At 40.4% G+C, this 15196-nt stretch carries 14 protein-coding genes; 2 read left to right on the plus strand and 12 right to left on the minus strand.

Going from position 1 to position 15196, the window contains the following annotated elements; genetic code table 11:
- Nucleotides 1-91: 91 nt before the first annotated feature.
- From H4075_RS09705 to H4075_RS09735, 7 genes are all read right to left on the minus strand, one after another.
- Complete coding sequence (locus H4075_RS09705; RefSeq protein ID WP_182806309.1) at nucleotides 92-1075, minus strand: bestrophin family protein; 984 nt, start codon at nucleotides 1073-1075, stop codon at nucleotides 92-94.
- A gap of 56 nt (nucleotides 1076-1131) precedes the next feature.
- On the minus strand, nucleotides 1132-1677 hold the full coding sequence (locus H4075_RS09710; protein WP_182806310.1) for a GNAT family N-acetyltransferase: 546 nt from the start codon (nucleotides 1675-1677) through the stop codon (nucleotides 1132-1134).
- 122 nt (nucleotides 1678-1799) lie between these two features.
- Nucleotides 1800-3116, minus strand: a complete 1317-nt coding sequence (locus H4075_RS09715) for a sugar porter family MFS transporter (RefSeq protein WP_182806312.1) — start codon at nucleotides 3114-3116, stop codon at nucleotides 1800-1802.
- A gap of 128 nt (nucleotides 3117-3244) precedes the next feature.
- On the minus strand, nucleotides 3245-3466 hold the full coding sequence (locus tag H4075_RS09720; protein WP_182806314.1) for a hypothetical protein: 222 nt from the start codon (nucleotides 3464-3466) through the stop codon (nucleotides 3245-3247).
- An 81-nt stretch (nucleotides 3467-3547) separates the two neighbouring features.
- Complete coding sequence (locus H4075_RS09725; protein WP_182806316.1) at nucleotides 3548-4090, minus strand: hypothetical protein; 543 nt, start codon at nucleotides 4088-4090, stop codon at nucleotides 3548-3550.
- Between the two features lie 106 nt (nucleotides 4091-4196).
- Nucleotides 4197-4661 carry a hypothetical protein gene (locus H4075_RS09730; RefSeq protein WP_182806317.1) on the minus strand — a complete coding sequence of 155 codons (465 nt, stop codon included), beginning with the start codon at nucleotides 4659-4661 and terminating at the stop codon, nucleotides 4197-4199.
- A gap of 130 nt (nucleotides 4662-4791) precedes the next feature.
- On the minus strand, nucleotides 4792-5205 hold the full coding sequence (locus H4075_RS09735) for a DsrE family protein (protein ID WP_182806319.1): 414 nt from the start codon (nucleotides 5203-5205) through the stop codon (nucleotides 4792-4794).
- A gap of 300 nt (nucleotides 5206-5505) precedes the next feature.
- Between H4075_RS09735 and H4075_RS09740 the strand changes: the two genes are divergently transcribed.
- Nucleotides 5506-6195 (plus strand): hypothetical protein, encoded by a 690-nt coding sequence (locus tag H4075_RS09740; protein WP_182806321.1) that lies wholly within the window; start codon nucleotides 5506-5508, stop codon nucleotides 6193-6195.
- Between the two features lie 153 nt (nucleotides 6196-6348).
- Here the strand turns inward: H4075_RS09740 and H4075_RS09745 are convergent, their stop codons facing one another.
- From H4075_RS09745 to H4075_RS09755, 3 genes are all read right to left on the minus strand, one after another.
- Nucleotides 6349-6870 carry a hypothetical protein gene (locus H4075_RS09745; RefSeq protein ID WP_182806323.1) on the minus strand — a complete coding sequence of 174 codons (522 nt, stop codon included), beginning with the start codon at nucleotides 6868-6870 and terminating at the stop codon, nucleotides 6349-6351.
- A 132-nt stretch (nucleotides 6871-7002) separates the two neighbouring features.
- Entirely contained in the window at nucleotides 7003-8172 is a 1170-nt protein-coding gene (gene mqnE / locus H4075_RS09750; RefSeq protein ID WP_182806324.1) for an aminofutalosine synthase MqnE, read from the minus strand.
- Nucleotides 8173-8311: 139 nt separating this feature from the next.
- On the minus strand, nucleotides 8312-10588 hold the full coding sequence (locus H4075_RS09755) for a M43 family zinc metalloprotease (protein ID WP_182806326.1): 2277 nt from the start codon (nucleotides 10586-10588) through the stop codon (nucleotides 8312-8314).
- Nucleotides 10589-10770: 182 nt separating this feature from the next.
- Between H4075_RS09755 and H4075_RS09760 the strand changes: the two genes are divergently transcribed.
- Nucleotides 10771-12036, plus strand: a complete 1266-nt coding sequence (locus tag H4075_RS09760) for a nucleoside permease (RefSeq protein WP_182806327.1) — start codon at nucleotides 10771-10773, stop codon at nucleotides 12034-12036.
- Between the two features lie 70 nt (nucleotides 12037-12106).
- Here the strand turns inward: H4075_RS09760 and H4075_RS09765 are convergent, their stop codons facing one another.
- Together H4075_RS09765 and rocD are read right to left on the minus strand one after the other, a co-directional pair.
- Nucleotides 12107-13768 (minus strand): glutamine--tRNA ligase/YqeY domain fusion protein, encoded by a 1662-nt coding sequence (locus tag H4075_RS09765; RefSeq protein WP_182806328.1) that lies wholly within the window; start codon nucleotides 13766-13768, stop codon nucleotides 12107-12109.
- A gap of 125 nt (nucleotides 13769-13893) precedes the next feature.
- On the minus strand, nucleotides 13894-15132 hold the full coding sequence (rocD, locus tag H4075_RS09770; RefSeq protein ID WP_182806329.1) for an ornithine--oxo-acid transaminase: 1239 nt from the start codon (nucleotides 15130-15132) through the stop codon (nucleotides 13894-13896).
- Between the last annotated feature and the right edge of the window lie 64 nt (nucleotides 15133-15196).

Raw genomic sequence — 15196 nt, forward strand, 5'->3', positions numbered from 1 at the left:
GATAACGATGCAAAATAATTTCTTATTGCATACAAAAATGCAAATAGGGAAAGCCTTTTTAAAAATGGGAAAAACAACCTGGTAGCTTTACTTACATCAGTATGTTATTTACGGGAGTTACAGGCGGCGGCAGCTCTTTTTCGTTAAGCATTTCACGCAGATCAATTTCAATAGTGCGGCTCAATGCAGTAATAGGCACATCATTCGCACTGCCTTCAAACGGATTTTCTGTGGCTTCGCCTACACGTTCAAGACTCATAAACACCCAGGCCACAATTAAACTAAACGGAATATTCAACCAAACATAAACATCGCCCAGTTTTTGAAATTCATTCAACAAGCCAAACGGTACAATAAATGTAAACAGGCGAATGAAAAATAAATTGATCGATGCAAATTGTCGTGGGTAAGGGAAATTCTTAATACGCTCACATTTGCCCTGCTGTTCATATAAATTCACCAGCATATTTTCCAGTTCAATATGATAAAGCGTATCAAGCTGTCCTTTTTCGTGTAACTCTTTTAAATGGGTTGACTGGAGTTTAATAAGATGTGTAGCACAGTTTTTCTTTTGCAGACAATGCAGCAAATCTTCATCACTTAAAAAGGGTTTCAATTCATCTTCTTTTTTGCTTTGCCATTCAGGAATAATATAAAAACGTTTATACTCGATGTTGTATCGCTTCTGTGTATTCTCCCATGCTCTTGTTTCACGCAATTGAAACCTTAGTGCAGTTAACCACGCAATGTGCCGGTAAATAATTGGCTTGTGTGCGGCTTCATCTTTTATGTAATCTTTCACCATCATGCCCCATGCACGGCTCAGGTTTACAATAGAGCCATAGATCTGTCTTGCTTCCCACAAGCGGCTATAGGTTTGTGTATTTCGGAAACCCGCTATGAAAGCGGCAGCGGTACCAATCATCGCAATCGGTACCCATGGAATGGCCAGCCAATGCCAATCGAATAATTGATACAATACCGTAGGGATAGCAGAAATTATAAACAGTCTGAATATTTCATCTCTTGTCCAGACAAGAAATTCTTTCAGTGAATACTGGCGACCTGCATGCATATGTAGTTGATGATTTGAAACTGAAAATAAGAAGAAAATGGATTCAGTTTTACAAACTAATCAATAAGCTGGAGGAGCATATCTTCATTTAAGCCATTGTATTGAAAATGGCCGAGGGAACGGAATCCGTTCTTTTGATAAAAACGAACAGCTTTATAGTTATCCGTTTGCACACCACCCCAAAGAATGATCTGTTTCACATTTCTGTTCTTCATTTCTGTAAGTACGTTGTTAAATAGTAGTTGACCAACACCCGTACTTTGCCATTCGTCTGTAACCGACGGAGCAATGGTATAACAATGATCATAGGAAATATCTACGCCATATTGTTGCAAGCGTGGGTAATCATGATGCAGATAGCCTTTTTTCAGAACTGTATAGGCAATGATGTTTTCAGATGATGGATCAACAGCTACCCATGCTTCATGCTCGTGATGATGATAAAAATTCACTACTTCTTCTTTATGAAAAGAGTGTGGCTGAAAACGCTTTACCGTTGCCGGGCTTAGTTGATGGAGATAAGCAAGCAGGCGATCAAGATCATTACCGTCCAGTTGCCTGAGTATAACCGGTTTGTTTTGTTTGGTTAAAGCTGTCATCATTTTACATTTTCAGTACTGCACAGGTCTGCTCAAAAAAGATTACAGATTCTTATTCAATTGTACTGATGTTTTCATGGTTTGTGTTTAACAATTTACGTAATTCTATTGTGATTGGTTTCACATTAATGAATTATTCTTGTTTCCATATCCTCCAATGCTACTCCTTTTGTTTCAGGCATCATAAAACGCACATAGAGCAATTGCAGTACCATCATTACACAGAAGAAAAGGAAAATGGGGGCACCGCCATATTTGCCGGCAAACCAAGGGAAGGCATTGGCAATAATTGCGGCGAATACCCAATGGGTGAGGCTGCCAAACGATTGGCCGCTTGCCCTTACTTCATTCGGGAATATCTCTGAAATAAATACCCAAATCACTGCTCCTTGTCCAACTGCATGTGCAGCAATAAACATAAATACAAAAAACTGCATCCCGGTATATTGATCGGTATAAAATGCATACGCCATCAGACCCAATGAAATAATGTAGCCAATGGAGCCGATGTACATGAGCAGCTTGCGGCCAAAACGATCAATAAGCGAAAGACCGATCATGGTGAAAATTAAATTCACTAATCCAATTCCGGTTGACGACAGCAATGCTGATGATGTGCCAAGTCCCGTCATTTCAAATACACGTGGTGCATAATAGATGATGGCATTAATACCTGATGCCTGGTTGAAGAATGCCAATAGAAATGCAAGTAGGATAGGCCAGCGGAATTGTTTTGAAAAGAAACTTGTCGTTGTTTTCCGTTCGCTGTGTTTTGATTCAATGATGGCCTTTAATGTTTGTTCTGCAGTGGATGGATCAATTTGATTCAATACATCTTTTGCTTTTGTATGATCAGCTTTGTGTAATACCAGCCAACGTGGACTTTCAGAAATGAACAGTGTGAGTAAAATAAAGAGGAGTGAAGGGATGGCAACAATGCCCAGCATCCAGCGCCAATCATTTTCTCCGGTAGCGCCGAGAAAATAATTAGATACGTATGCGAACAGTATTCCAAATACAATGTTGAATTGAAAAAGGGCAACTAAAAATCCCCGTTTCTTTGGCGGTGCAATTTCAGAAATGTATAATGGTGATACAACCGATGATGCACCAATGCTGAAACCGCCCAGCACACGAAAGATCATGAACACATATACATCCTGCGCCATGGCCGAACCCAGCGATGATACAAGGAATAATAAGCCGATCCAGAACAAGGAGCGTTTGCGACCGAGTTTATCAGCAATGAGACCGCCAAACAATGCACCAATGACAGTGCCGTACAAAGCAGTTGCAATTGCCAGCCCATGCATGGCATCGCTCAATTGCCAGAGTTGCTGAATCTTTTGTTCAGCGCCTGAAATAACAGCAACGTCTAATCCAAATAAGAAACCACTCAACGCAACGGTGAGCGACCAGAGAAGTAGTTTGTTTGTTTGCATGCAATCGTGGTTTAGGCATGAGATTCTTAGCAGAGGCTGCGGTGAAAATAATATTTCTGTTGAAAGATGAGTACATGCTTATTTCTGCAAACGATTGATGTTTGGAGATTTGTACACAGTATCAATTTCTATACTGCTTCTGTATCCGGTTTGCCCCAGTTGCGCCATTCTATAAAATAATCAATGGCTTTGTAGGTGAAATAAGCACTTCCGAGAATACGCATAAATAAAAGCATACGGTCACTTTGGATGAGCCTGCTCCAATTCATACATACATATGTAATTAAGTAAACAGCAAATGCCAAAAAAATGATCATACGAATAAAATAGAATGTTTTTGATTTGAACATGGTAAAGGTGTTGTTGCTTAATCTTGTTGTTCAATTCTAAAGTTGGAATAACACTGTTATAATCGTGGGTTTGGATTTATTCTAAGGTATAAAGACTTCTTTTATTTTTACAACGAATCCACTCTTGTCAATTGTCAATATGAAAGGGCTGTCACGATAAATTGTTTTAAGACTTTTTAAGGAATTGCCGGAGATTGGATGAGCCCTGTCTGGATTATACAACAAATCAAAAGCACAATCCCTTGTAAGAGATAGTTGTCGGATTTTCTTGCTTTTGTTCACAATATAATAATCATTCGGAACCACTAGTTCAATCCTGCCGTCTTTTGTTCTGAATGTGTCAACTTCACCGGCTTTTGTTGCTTCTTCAATTGCTGCTTCTCCAGTCAAATATTGAATATAGTCAGCGTCTAATATCGTTGTATCTCCTTTTTGAATAATACTTAGAATATTAGCGTATTTATCTATAGTATTTGGTTGGGTGTCAGATGGATCCTCTTCAGCTATATTCAAATCATCCAGTATTGAGTCAGCTTTTACCAAAGTTGTCTCACTTGCAGGATTTGAACCGCAGGAAAGAAATGCTGAAATCGAAATCGTCAGCAGTATTGTACGAAATGTCATATTATAGAATTACAAACATTCACTAAATTATTCGCCACTTTCCGTATTTCCAAACTTTCAAACTGGTTGTGATTCAAAAATTATTTCAGGGTTATAACGAAGCCGTTTATTCCGCCTGTTTCCGAAAAGCAGCCACCATATAAGCCAACGGAATACCAATGCAAACAATAAGTATGAGGATGGCCATCAAGGTTCCATTTAGAGTAGCGGGTTGTTTATTTGTAAGTGACAGGGGCACCACTACAAAACGCATCACTGCCCAGGTAAATATGCCATAACCAATTCCGGTTAACAGGCGATTGGTAAGAAGAGAGGGTCGTTTGCTGCAAAGCCAAAAAAAGAATACAGTAAAGCTCATGGCAATAAAGTAATGAAATAGAAATCCCCAGGCTATCATATTTGCTCCGCCTTTCATTGCAGCACTGCCAAACACACCACTTGCAACAAACTTTGGAACAATAAAAGGATCCTTACCTGTTTTGAGAAAAAACTGGAGCATGGCAGCGCAAATATCCAGTGTGCCGACGATAATACCTGCCAGCAATACTTTTGCCGTAAACAGTTTACGCATAGCAATTGGTTGTTTAAGGAAGATTAAGTTAAATCATTTTCCTTGGCCTGCTTTCTGATTTGGATGAAAGGAAAATGGCTTGACTGAAGCAAGCCATTTTTTATTTGTAACCGGATCATGCAGGTCATCATCAATTCGCCACTTTAATATATCCGTAGCCTTCTGCCTGTTTTTTTACCAGTTCATAAATGCCATCCGGTACAGTTTGCACACCGGGTAATAAATCTTCTTTCTTGATCGCATGCACTTTCATGGCCACTTCGCACACTTTGAAATTTGCTTTGTTAGTAGCCACGATCTTTTGAATATCATCTGCCACCGATGATTTTTCTTTAGCGATCATATTGAGCGATTTTCCATAAAAAACCACTACAACTTTTGCTTTCGGATCGGCTTCCGTTATTAAGTTGATCCAACGGATGACCCTTGCATGCACTTCAGGATCTGAACTGGTAAGATCGAAGACCACGTTGTATGGTTTTTCTTGAGCAAACAGTTGCGCTGTGGCTATGCACAGCAGCAGGAACATGTATATCTTTTTCATAACCTGGTTGTTTAATAGGTATAAGTTAAACAATCTAAAAGGCTATGTCAAGTGAATTGTGTATTTGTTGTAACGTATCCATAAAAATGCAGGGTACTGCGTAAGGCAGTTGTCGGTAATTGATCTTGCGCAAGCTACGCCTTTGTTTGGCAAAAAATGCCGCATATTAATTCTGTATGTTCGGATAGTAGTAGTTTCTGCAAATAATAACGAAGGTATCAGAAGGATTCGATTTCGGATACGGCATTGTTGGAATGTAATTTTGAACTAACAACTACTGATCATCGAAACCTTCAAAATATGAAAAAGATTATAACTGCAGTTGCAATGGTTGTTTCAATCACAGGCTGTCTTACAAAAAAGGATTTAGAACCTCAACAGAAATCTACGATATACGGACAACTGTTATCGTATTCAAATAATGCGCCTATCGATAATGCAACTGTTGTATCGTCCAAGTGCGTTCAACCCGATTATCTTTTCGGCTGTAACGGCTGGGATGATATTACGGTTCGTACATCAACTGATGGAAGTTTTAGTATACCAAAAGGGTATGAATCTAAAATATCTGCTTACAAACCTGGTTATTGGGATTTCAGAATATGGTCTAATGATAGTTACGGACAACCCGGGGAGGTTCAGTATGTAAGTAACACTGGAGGGTTAGACAAAATAGTTATAAAGCTTTTTGAAAGGGTTAGAATTAATGTTCATATAAAAAATACATCTGCAATTGCCGACTCAGTTACTGTGGCATTTTTTGCAGAAGGGGTTCATTCAAATAAATTCAAAGCTAACCCGGTTTTATTGAGGAAGGGAATCGATACTACATTTAATTACGACGCTTTTGGAAATATCAACAACCGGATTAAAATTGTAAGTGGTTATGCCGATTATTACTTTGGCTATAATGCCGTAGACTCAGCTCTGTACTCAAAAGATGTTTTCATCTCATCAGGAAACAATATCTCGCTTGATATTAATTTTTGATCAGGATAGCGTATTCTAAGATTAAAACACGCAATTTTTAAGCTGCTACCCTCATTTCATGCGGAGATTGGTCGTTTGCGATTAAACGTTCGTAATGAAGTTTAAGATATAATGATCAGGCACAAGCGAGACCTTTGCGCCATAAGAGGCTCGTCATTTTTTGGGTATGCCAATAACGACAAGGTAGTTTTTGAAATGAAAGCTTTTGTCTGCACGCTCTTCCTGGTAATTATTATAGCCATTCGGCAATCCGGTAAATTCCCCCGATTCGTAAGCTGCTATCCGAAATCTTTTTTCAACATACTGAAGCTTCATTTTATTTATTTCGATTGACGTTAATGTGCCAGTCTCTTTATGGTAAAGTTTTTTATAAAGTGAAAAATCGTCAGCAGGAAAACTGCCTGTTTCATCTTTAAACGGAAGGATGATTGTGTCTGTTATAATACTGTCCTCTATTCGAAGGATTTTCATAAAATAATTACCTGAATTTCCCTTTTCATAAGTTGAATCACCGTCGAAAATCTCAACGTCCATTTTCAGTATCGTTCCAAACGGATGGTTTAATCGTTCTTTTACCATAGGATGGGGTTGGGCCATTTGGCTTTGCAATTGCGTTTTGGGGGAACATGCAAATAATGCGAATGTTGTTATGTAGACCATTATTAGTACACGCATTTGCTTGTTTATTTGTTAGAAAGTTAATTCATTCATTATTTGTGATGCAACTCTTGTTGAATTGTGAGGCTGGGAACAAATTAAAAAGGCTTCTTTTTCAAGAAGCTCTTTCGTATCTGTCTTTGTAAATAATTAATTACTTGAAAACCCAGCTTCTTCAGCAACAGTGACTTCACTGTAATCTTTCACCACATTATACAACGTATCACGTTCAACAGGCTTGCGGTTTACTTGTTTGATCAATGCAACAAGTTGTTCCGTTGTCATGGTTGGCGTTTGTTCTTCACTGCCGGCCATGCTGTAAATCTTTGTGGTATCATCAATAGTACCGTCAATATCATTCACCCCAAAGCTTAACGTCATTTGAGCATTGTGACGGCCAAGCATTGGCCAGTATGCTTTAATATGCGGAAAATTATCAAGGAACAAACGTGCAATAGCATACATCTTCATGTCTTCCACAACTGTGCTTTCAGCAACATTGCTCATATCATTATCCTGGTTGCGGAACTTCAAAGGAATAAAGGTTTGAAAGCCCTTTGTTTCATCCTGCAAAGTTCTTAAACGACTCATGTGGTCAACACGATGCCAGTATTGTTCAATATGTCCGTATAACATCGTTGCATTACTATGCAGGCCAAGTTTATGAGCTGTTGCATGAATATTCAACCAGCCATCTCCATCTACTTTATCGGCACAGATCTTTTCACGGATCTCGGGATGAAAAATTTCTGCACCACCGCCGGGAATAGAATCCAATCCATGACTGATCAATATTTTCAATCCTTCTTCTGCACTCACTTTTGCTTTACGGAACATATAATCGTATTCAACAGCAGTAAATGCTTTGATATGCAGATCAGGACGATGATCCTTAATTGCTTTCAACAGATCAGCAAAGAACTGGAGATCCATTTTCGGATGCACACCACCAACAATATGCACTTCGGTAACAGGCACGCCATCATACTTTTTCACCATGTGCAGCATCTGATCAATGCTTAATTCCCATCCTTCATCACGCTTTGCATAAAGTTTAGAGTAAGAACAGAAATTGCAACTGAACACACATACATTGGTGGGTTCAATATGAAAGTTGCGGTTAAAGTAAGTGGTATCGCCATGCATTCGCTCACGGACAAAATTTGCAAGTGCTCCTAAAAAGGGGAGGCTGGCTTTTTCAAACAACAACACAGCATCTTCTTCACTGATGCGTTGCTTGTTATAAATCTTATCGGCTATCTGTTGCAGATCTTCACTGATGCGGTTGCCTTTGAGTATTGCTTCAATTCCTGTTTGCATAATTTTCAATCTTTTATGTTAGCGCCTTCGTTGGTCGCCTGACCAACGGAACAAATTCAAAAAATAAAACAGCGCAACTTTTGCAAAGTTACGCTGCGATCTGTTTCAAAACTTAATGAGTTATCTGTTATCTGACAGGTTAATTATTGACCTTGATCACCCTGAAAATATCGGTATTTCGAGAGCGATAAACAATCTGCACTGTATAAATGCCGCTGCTCATACTGCCGAGGTCAATTTCCTGGTAGCCCGGAGTAGGGATAGAGCCGGGTCTGCCTAGCGCAATGCGTTTCTGCCATACCAACTGGCCGACCTGATTGTACACGTTGATGTATTCAATATTGGCAGGCGGATCATAATACTGCAATGAAAACTTTTCACGGAAAGGGTTGGGTGTGATCATGACGCCCTTTGCTTTGAGGTTAGGGTTTACATCACGCACCACAATGTTAATATCGTCAATGTAAAGATTGTTCTCGTAGTTGGTGGTATTGCGGAATACAACCTGCATATATGGAGCAGTTGCACCGGAGAAATCGCCAAGGAAAACACTGTCTCTCCGCCATTCATTTGCATCAGGTACAAACGCCTCTTCAATAGCAATATTGCCCGTGGTGATCAGATCACGTCCCCATTTTTTATAAACAGAACGAAGTGTTTGTCCGCAATTATCTGTCACAAATATTTCCAATGTATCTGTTGGCACATCTGTCTGGAATGGATTGGTGAACATTGCTGCAGCTATCTGGAAGGTAAGAAAGGCCGAATCTTTTCCTCTCACTTCAAGAAGTGGCGAATGCATAAAATCCTGGTTACCGTTTACATCGTAATCAAAGTTGTTGATATACATCGAAGCGCTGCCCGTTTTAGCGGCGGCAGTTGTGCGTTCCCATGTAATGCTGTTATCCGGGTTCATGCGTTGCCATAAAGAAGGAGGGAAGGTTGTTGATTCAAATCCTTCTGCTAATGGTAATGTGCCAATAGGGAATACAACTCCATCAATACGTCCCGTATCATTTGTTAAGCGTTGATCGGCATTCCCATTTGGGTTTGATGTGTACACAATCAAATTAGCATTGGTGCCGGGGCTTAAAGTCATTGGGTTCAACGTAACATCAACGGAAGCAAGTGATACGAGATTACCTGTCCAGTTTGTAACAACAGGTGTGCCGGTCCCGAATTTTGCAGTGATCGTAAGGTTAGTGATATTATCAGTTCCTGCATTACGGATGGTTACAACAGGTCGGTATGTATTGTTACATGCGTAAACGAAATTGATGCCATTGGTACAAGGCCCAAGTGCAGCATCAATAAACTTTACAAATTTTGCATCACGGTTAAATGTTGTTACAGGTGTGCATCCGTTTGAAGTGGCCAATGATTGCATCCATGGCACTGTTGCAAGTGTTGCTTCCATACGCAACTGTTGCTGCGTGGTGTACATCACCATTGCACGGTCATCCACATAATCCATGTAGTTCATCCACATGATGCCGGGAGCTGTTGTTTGGCAGGCGTCAACGATCACACTATCTGCGGCAGGTGCACCAAATGTGCAGTCAAATTGTGAAGGGGTATCAGCAATACCGTCATCATCGGTGCAGCTTTGTGCACCGTCGCAATTGTTGGGGCCCCAGATATGTTCAAGATCAAAGAAGTGGCCAATTTCATGTGTGGCAGTACGGCCCTGGTTGTAAGGAGCAACTGCTGTTCCGTTTTTGCCGAATGCCTGGTAATTGTTTACAAAGCCACGTTCGTTTAACGGCACATCGGGTAAGGGTAATGAAGCGTAATATGCATAACCTAAAAAGCCGTCGGGCATTTCACACACCCAGATGTTTAAATATTTTGAAGCATCCCATGCATCGCTGCCGCCTTCACATGTAAATTTCACAGGATCTCCTTCTCCGGGTTCAGATAAAATTGTAGATGCAACACGTACGATACCATTTGTTGCTTCGCCCTGCGGATCTCTTTTTGCTAAACAAAAACGGAGATTGCCTTTGCCATAGCGTGATTTGAATGCTGCAGGTATACGTATCGAATCAGCATTAAGACCTGCATAATCTGCGTTCAGTACATCTATTTGTGATTGGATCTGCGCATCTGTAACAAGGCTTGGATTGGCTAAAATCACATGCACCACTACCGGAATTGTGATGATGGCATTGGTACGCAAAAGTTGATTGAATTGATTGAGTTGATCGTAACGGGCAACTACAGTTTGCCTCTTGTTCATCATCCTTGTCTTTAATCGTGGATCTTTTTTTACAGCTTCATCAAAAAGCGTTTGGGTGCCGCAACGCTGAAAGCTGTTGGTACGTTTAGTAGCTGTTGTTTTTTGTTTTTGTGCCGATGTGTGTAAACAGCAGGTGCTTATCAATAAAAGGAAGAGAACCGGTTTGATCAACTTCATACAGGATGTTATACTGTGAATGTACGAAGTAGCGCTCAAAAAGGTTGCTTCTGTCAAACACAGAATTTAACCGTTTGTGTAAAGTTGTACTAAATTGCCTGACTGAGTAACAGTGGGTTAGATGTTGCAAAAACCGTTATCTTTCAAGCTAAATACAAATCCTTCAACCAAAACAGTTGTTGATGAATCTTAAATCACGCCTTACGATTTTAAGTTTTTTACAGTTCTTTATCTGGGGTATCTGGCTTATTTCATTGGGGGGCTATATGTTCGCCAATTTTAATAATCCTATTGATCCTAATCTGGGGTCCAAAGTAGGTAACACTTACGGTACCATGGGTTGGGCATCACTCTTTATGCCTGCGTTAATTGGTATTATTGCCGATAAGTATATCCGTGCTGAGATCATGCTGGGCATCAGTCATATTATTGCTGGTGCCGGTTTGTATTATGCCAGTACTGTTACCAATGCCGGGGATATGTATTGGGCTATTTTCTTCGTAAGTTGTTTTTATATGCCAACCATCGGTTTGAGCAACTCTGTTTCTTATTCATTATTGAGTAAACAAAACCTGGATGTACAAAAAACATTTGCCCCGATTCGTGTGTGGGGGACCGTTGGTTTTATTGTTGCGGAATGGGCGGTTGATTTGTTGGGCTGGACACAAAACAACAATCAATTTTATTTTGCAGCAGTGGCAGGTATCATTACAGGTTTGTATTGTTTTACTCTTCCACGTATTGAAACGAGTAAATCAACAGAAAAGAAATCGTTTGCTACACGTTTGGGCTTAGATGCATTTCAATTGTTTAAAAGCCCGATGATGACGAAGTTCTTTTTATTCGCCATGTTTTTAGGAGCTGCATTACAGATCACGAATATGTTTGGTAATCCTTTCCTTGGCGACTTTGGAAAAACAACCGAGTATGCAGAAAGTTTTGCAGTAAAACACAGTAACATATTGATCTCTCTTTCTCAGATATCGGAAACGCTGTTTATTCTTGCTATTCCGTTTTTCCTCAAACGTTTTGGGATTAAGCAGGTAATGTTGATCAGTATGATCGCATGGGTGCTGCGGTTTGCGTTGTTTGGGTTAGGTAATCCGGGTACCGGACTTTCATTGCTTATTCTGTCGATGATTGTGTATGGCATGGCCTTCGACTTCTTTAATATCTCCGGTTCGCTGTTTGTTGACAGAGAAGCAAAGCCGGGCATCCGTGCAAGTGCACAAGGTTTGTTTATGTTGATGACGAATGGACTTGGTGCCATTCTCGGAGGAATTTTTGCTGGACAGGTTGTTGATTATTTTACAGATGCAGCAGGAGTAAAAGACTGGCCAAGCATCTGGTACAGTTTTGCGGCTTACTCGCTTGTAATTGCGATATTATTCTTTGTTACATTCAAATACAAACACGATCCAAATTCATTAAAATCACTAGAGCATTAAAAAATAAACCCCGCCATTGGCGGGGTTTATTTTTTAATAACTGTTCATCCTTCGACTTCGCTCAGGATTGTTATCCTTTCTTCACTTCTTTGGCCCACGCATCTTTCAACGTTACTGTGCGGTTGAAGATGAATTTATCTGCTGTTGAATCTTTATCTAAACAATAATATCCTTTGCGCAAAAACTGGAAACGATCAGTAAGTGTTGCTGTTTGAATAGCCGGCTCAGCATATCCTTTTACTACTGTTAATGAGTTGGGGTTGATGTATTCTTTAAAATCACCTTCTTCACTTGCCGGATTTTCTACTCTGAACAAACGGTCATACTCTCTTACTTCCACCTCAACTGCATCAGCAGCATTTACCCAATGCAGAGTTCCTTTTACACTGATGCCGCTTGTATCACTTCCGCTTTTACTTTCAGGGATATAACTGCAATGAATAGCTGCAATGGAGCCATCGTCATTCTTCACTACTTCATCACATTTGATAATGTAAGCGCTCTTTAAACGCACCATTTGTCCGGGAGCAAGGCGGAAGTATTTTTTGGGAGCCACTTCCATAAAATCGTCTGCTTCAATCAGTATTTCACGGCTGAATGGAATCGCTCTTGCGCCGCTGTTTGGATCTTCCGGATTATTTTCTGAATGCAGTGTTTCTGTTTGTCCTTCCGGATAATTTGTGATGATCACTTTGATGGGATTGAACACCACCATGCGTCGGTGTGCGATTCTGTTAAGATCTTCTCTAACACAAAACTCAAGTAATCCAAATTCGATCAGGTTGTCACGCTTTGCAACACCGATCTTGTCACAAAATTCACGGATACTTTCAGGTGTATATCCTCTGCGGCGTAAACCACTGATGGTGGGCATACGTGGATCGTCCCAACCGGTTACATGATTTTCATTCACCAACTGTAACAGTTTGCGTTTACTCATCACCGTGTAGTTCAGGTTGAGCCTCGCAAACTCATATTGCTTTGATGGGAAGATTTCTAATTTCTCAATACACCAATCATATAATGGACGATGCGGAATAAATTCCAATGTACAGATAGAGTGTGTGATATTTTCAATAGAATCACTTTGTCCATGGGCAAAATCATACATCGGGTAAATGCACCAGGCATCGCCTGTGCGGTGATGATGTGCATGTTTGATGCGGTACATCAACGGATCACGCATGTGCATGTTAGGTGAACTCATGTCGATCTTTGCACGCAATACTTTTTCGCCGTCTTTATATTTACCTGCACGCATGTCAGCAAACAGTTGCAGATTTTCTTCTACGCTACGATTGCTGAATTCATTGCGAACACCAGGTTGAGTAGGAGTGCCTTTTTGTTTGGCAATTTCTTCACTGCTGCTGTCATCAACATAAGCCAATCCTTTCTCGATCAGTTTTACAGCAAAGCCATACAACTGTTCGAAATAATCAGATGCATAAAATTCATTGGCCCAGTTAAAACCCAGCCATTGAATATCTTCTTTAATACTGTCTACATATTCTGTGTCTTCCGTTACCGGATTCGTATCATCGAAACGGAGATTGGTTTTGCCGTTGTATTTAATGCCCAAGCCAAAGTTTAAGCAAATGCTTTTGGCATGACCAATGTGCAGGTAACCATTTGGTTCCGGCGGAAAACGTGTAAGGATGCTTTTGTATTTCCCATTCTTCAGATCTTCTTCAATGATCTCTTCAATAAAATTCAGGCTTTTTTCTTCGCTCATGCTTTCTTCAATTGAGGTGCAAAAATAAGGGTTCTAAGGCAGCTGGTAGTCATAAGTAAATAGCCGGCAGTCAGTTGCCGGAACCTAAAGGGCAGCTAACGACCGGCTATCGGCTAATGACTTTGTTATTGAAGTATCTGCAAACTTTTACTGATGATCCCTACACATTCATGGATTTGTTCTTCGGTAATCACCAATGGTGGGGCAAAACGGATTTTATCACCATGTGTTGGCTTGGCCAGTAATCCGTTTTCTTTCATCTCCATGCAAAGATCCCATGCTGCTTCCGGATTGCTGTGTTTGATCACAATCGCATTCAACAAACCTTTACCCCGCACCAAACTGATAAAAGGTGAATTGAGCTTTTCAATTTCAGTTCGCAACAATTGGCCGAGCTGTTCTGCACGTTCTGCCAGCTTCTCATCTTTCAGTACCTGCAAAGACGTAATCGCAACGGCACATGCCAACGGATTACCACCATACGTACTTCCATGTTCACCGGGTTTGATCGTCATCATCACTTGATCATCAGCTAATACTGCACTCACAGGCAATACACCACCGCTGAGAGCCTTGCCAAGAATTAAAATATCCGGACGAACATTTTCATGATCGCAGGCCAGCATTTTTCCTGTGCGACAAAGACCGGTTTGTATTTCATCTCCAATGAACAATACGTTCGCATCTGCACAATATTTTTTTGCAGTTGACAGGTAACCATCATCGGGAACAACGACACCTGCTTCACCTTGGATAGGTTCAACTAAAAATCCACACACATTTTTATCTTGTAACGCTTCGTGCAAAGCTTCCAGATCATTGTAAGAAATTACATGAAAGCCCGGCATGTAAGGTCCAAAGTTTGTGTATGATGAAGGGTCGGTACTGAATGAGATCACCGTACTTGTTCTTCCATGAAAGTTATGTGCACATACAATGATCTTCGCCCTGTTCTCTTCAACGCCTTTTACTTCATACCCCCAACGACGTGCAAGTTTGATAGCTGTTTCCACCGCTTCCACACCGGTATTCATCGGCAACACTTTATCATAACCGAAATACTGCGTGATGTATTCTTCATACTCACCTAATAGATTATTATGAAATGCACGAGAAGTAAGTGTCAGTTTTTGTGCCTGCTCAATCAACGATGCAACAATGCGGGGGTGACAATGTCCCTGGTTAACGGCAGAGTAACCACTCAGGAAATCGTAGTAACGCTTGTCATCTACATCCCACATAAAAACACCTTCGCCACGTTTTAATACCACAGGTAATGGATGATAATTGTGAGCACCGAACTGCTCTTCTTTATCAATAAAAAATTGTGTATTAGCAGAAACTGCTGCAATAGAAGTATGCATGGTAAGAAAATTAAAAATGAAGAATTGAAAATGAAAAATGCAAAAGTTGATCAGCATTGCTGAT

It is taken from the genome of Lacibacter sediminis (assembly GCF_014168535.1).
GTDB classification, from domain to species: Bacteria; Bacteroidota; Bacteroidia; order Chitinophagales; family Chitinophagaceae; genus Lacibacter; species Lacibacter sediminis.

What these genes read in the sequence shown, in the direction of transcription:
- H4075_RS09705 (WP_182806309.1), bottom strand. Translation starts at nt 1,075, where the DNA reads ATGCATGCAGGTCGCCAGTATTCACTGAAAGAATTTCTTGTCTGGACA.
- H4075_RS09710 (WP_182806310.1), bottom strand. Translation starts at nt 1,677, where the DNA reads ATGATGACAGCTTTAACCAAACAAAACAAACCGGTTATACTCAGGCAA.
- H4075_RS09715 (WP_182806312.1), bottom strand. Translation starts at nt 3,116, where the DNA reads ATGCAAACAAACAAACTACTTCTCTGGTCGCTCACCGTTGCGTTGAGT.
- H4075_RS09720 (WP_182806314.1), bottom strand. Translation starts at nt 3,466, where the DNA reads ATGTTCAAATCAAAAACATTCTATTTTATTCGTATGATCATTTTTTTG.
- H4075_RS09725 (WP_182806316.1), bottom strand. Translation starts at nt 4,090, where the DNA reads ATGACATTTCGTACAATACTGCTGACGATTTCGATTTCAGCATTTCTT.
- H4075_RS09730 (WP_182806317.1), bottom strand. Translation starts at nt 4,661, where the DNA reads ATGCGTAAACTGTTTACGGCAAAAGTATTGCTGGCAGGTATTATCGTC.
- H4075_RS09735 (WP_182806319.1), bottom strand. Translation starts at nt 5,205, where the DNA reads ATGAAAAAGATATACATGTTCCTGCTGCTGTGCATAGCCACAGCGCAA.
- H4075_RS09740 (WP_182806321.1), top strand. Translation starts at nt 5,506, where the DNA reads ATGAAAAAGATTATAACTGCAGTTGCAATGGTTGTTTCAATCACAGGC.
- H4075_RS09745 (WP_182806323.1), bottom strand. Translation starts at nt 6,870, where the DNA reads ATGCGTGTACTAATAATGGTCTACATAACAACATTCGCATTATTTGCA.
- mqnE (WP_182806324.1), bottom strand. Translation starts at nt 8,172, where the DNA reads ATGCAAACAGGAATTGAAGCAATACTCAAAGGCAACCGCATCAGTGAA.
- H4075_RS09755 (WP_182806326.1), bottom strand. Translation starts at nt 10,588, where the DNA reads ATGAAGTTGATCAAACCGGTTCTCTTCCTTTTATTGATAAGCACCTGC.
- H4075_RS09760 (WP_182806327.1), top strand. Translation starts at nt 10,771, where the DNA reads ATGAATCTTAAATCACGCCTTACGATTTTAAGTTTTTTACAGTTCTTT.
- H4075_RS09765 (WP_182806328.1), bottom strand. Translation starts at nt 13,768, where the DNA reads ATGAGCGAAGAAAAAAGCCTGAATTTTATTGAAGAGATCATTGAAGAA.
- rocD (WP_182806329.1), bottom strand. Translation starts at nt 15,132, where the DNA reads ATGCATACTTCTATTGCAGCAGTTTCTGCTAATACACAATTTTTTATT.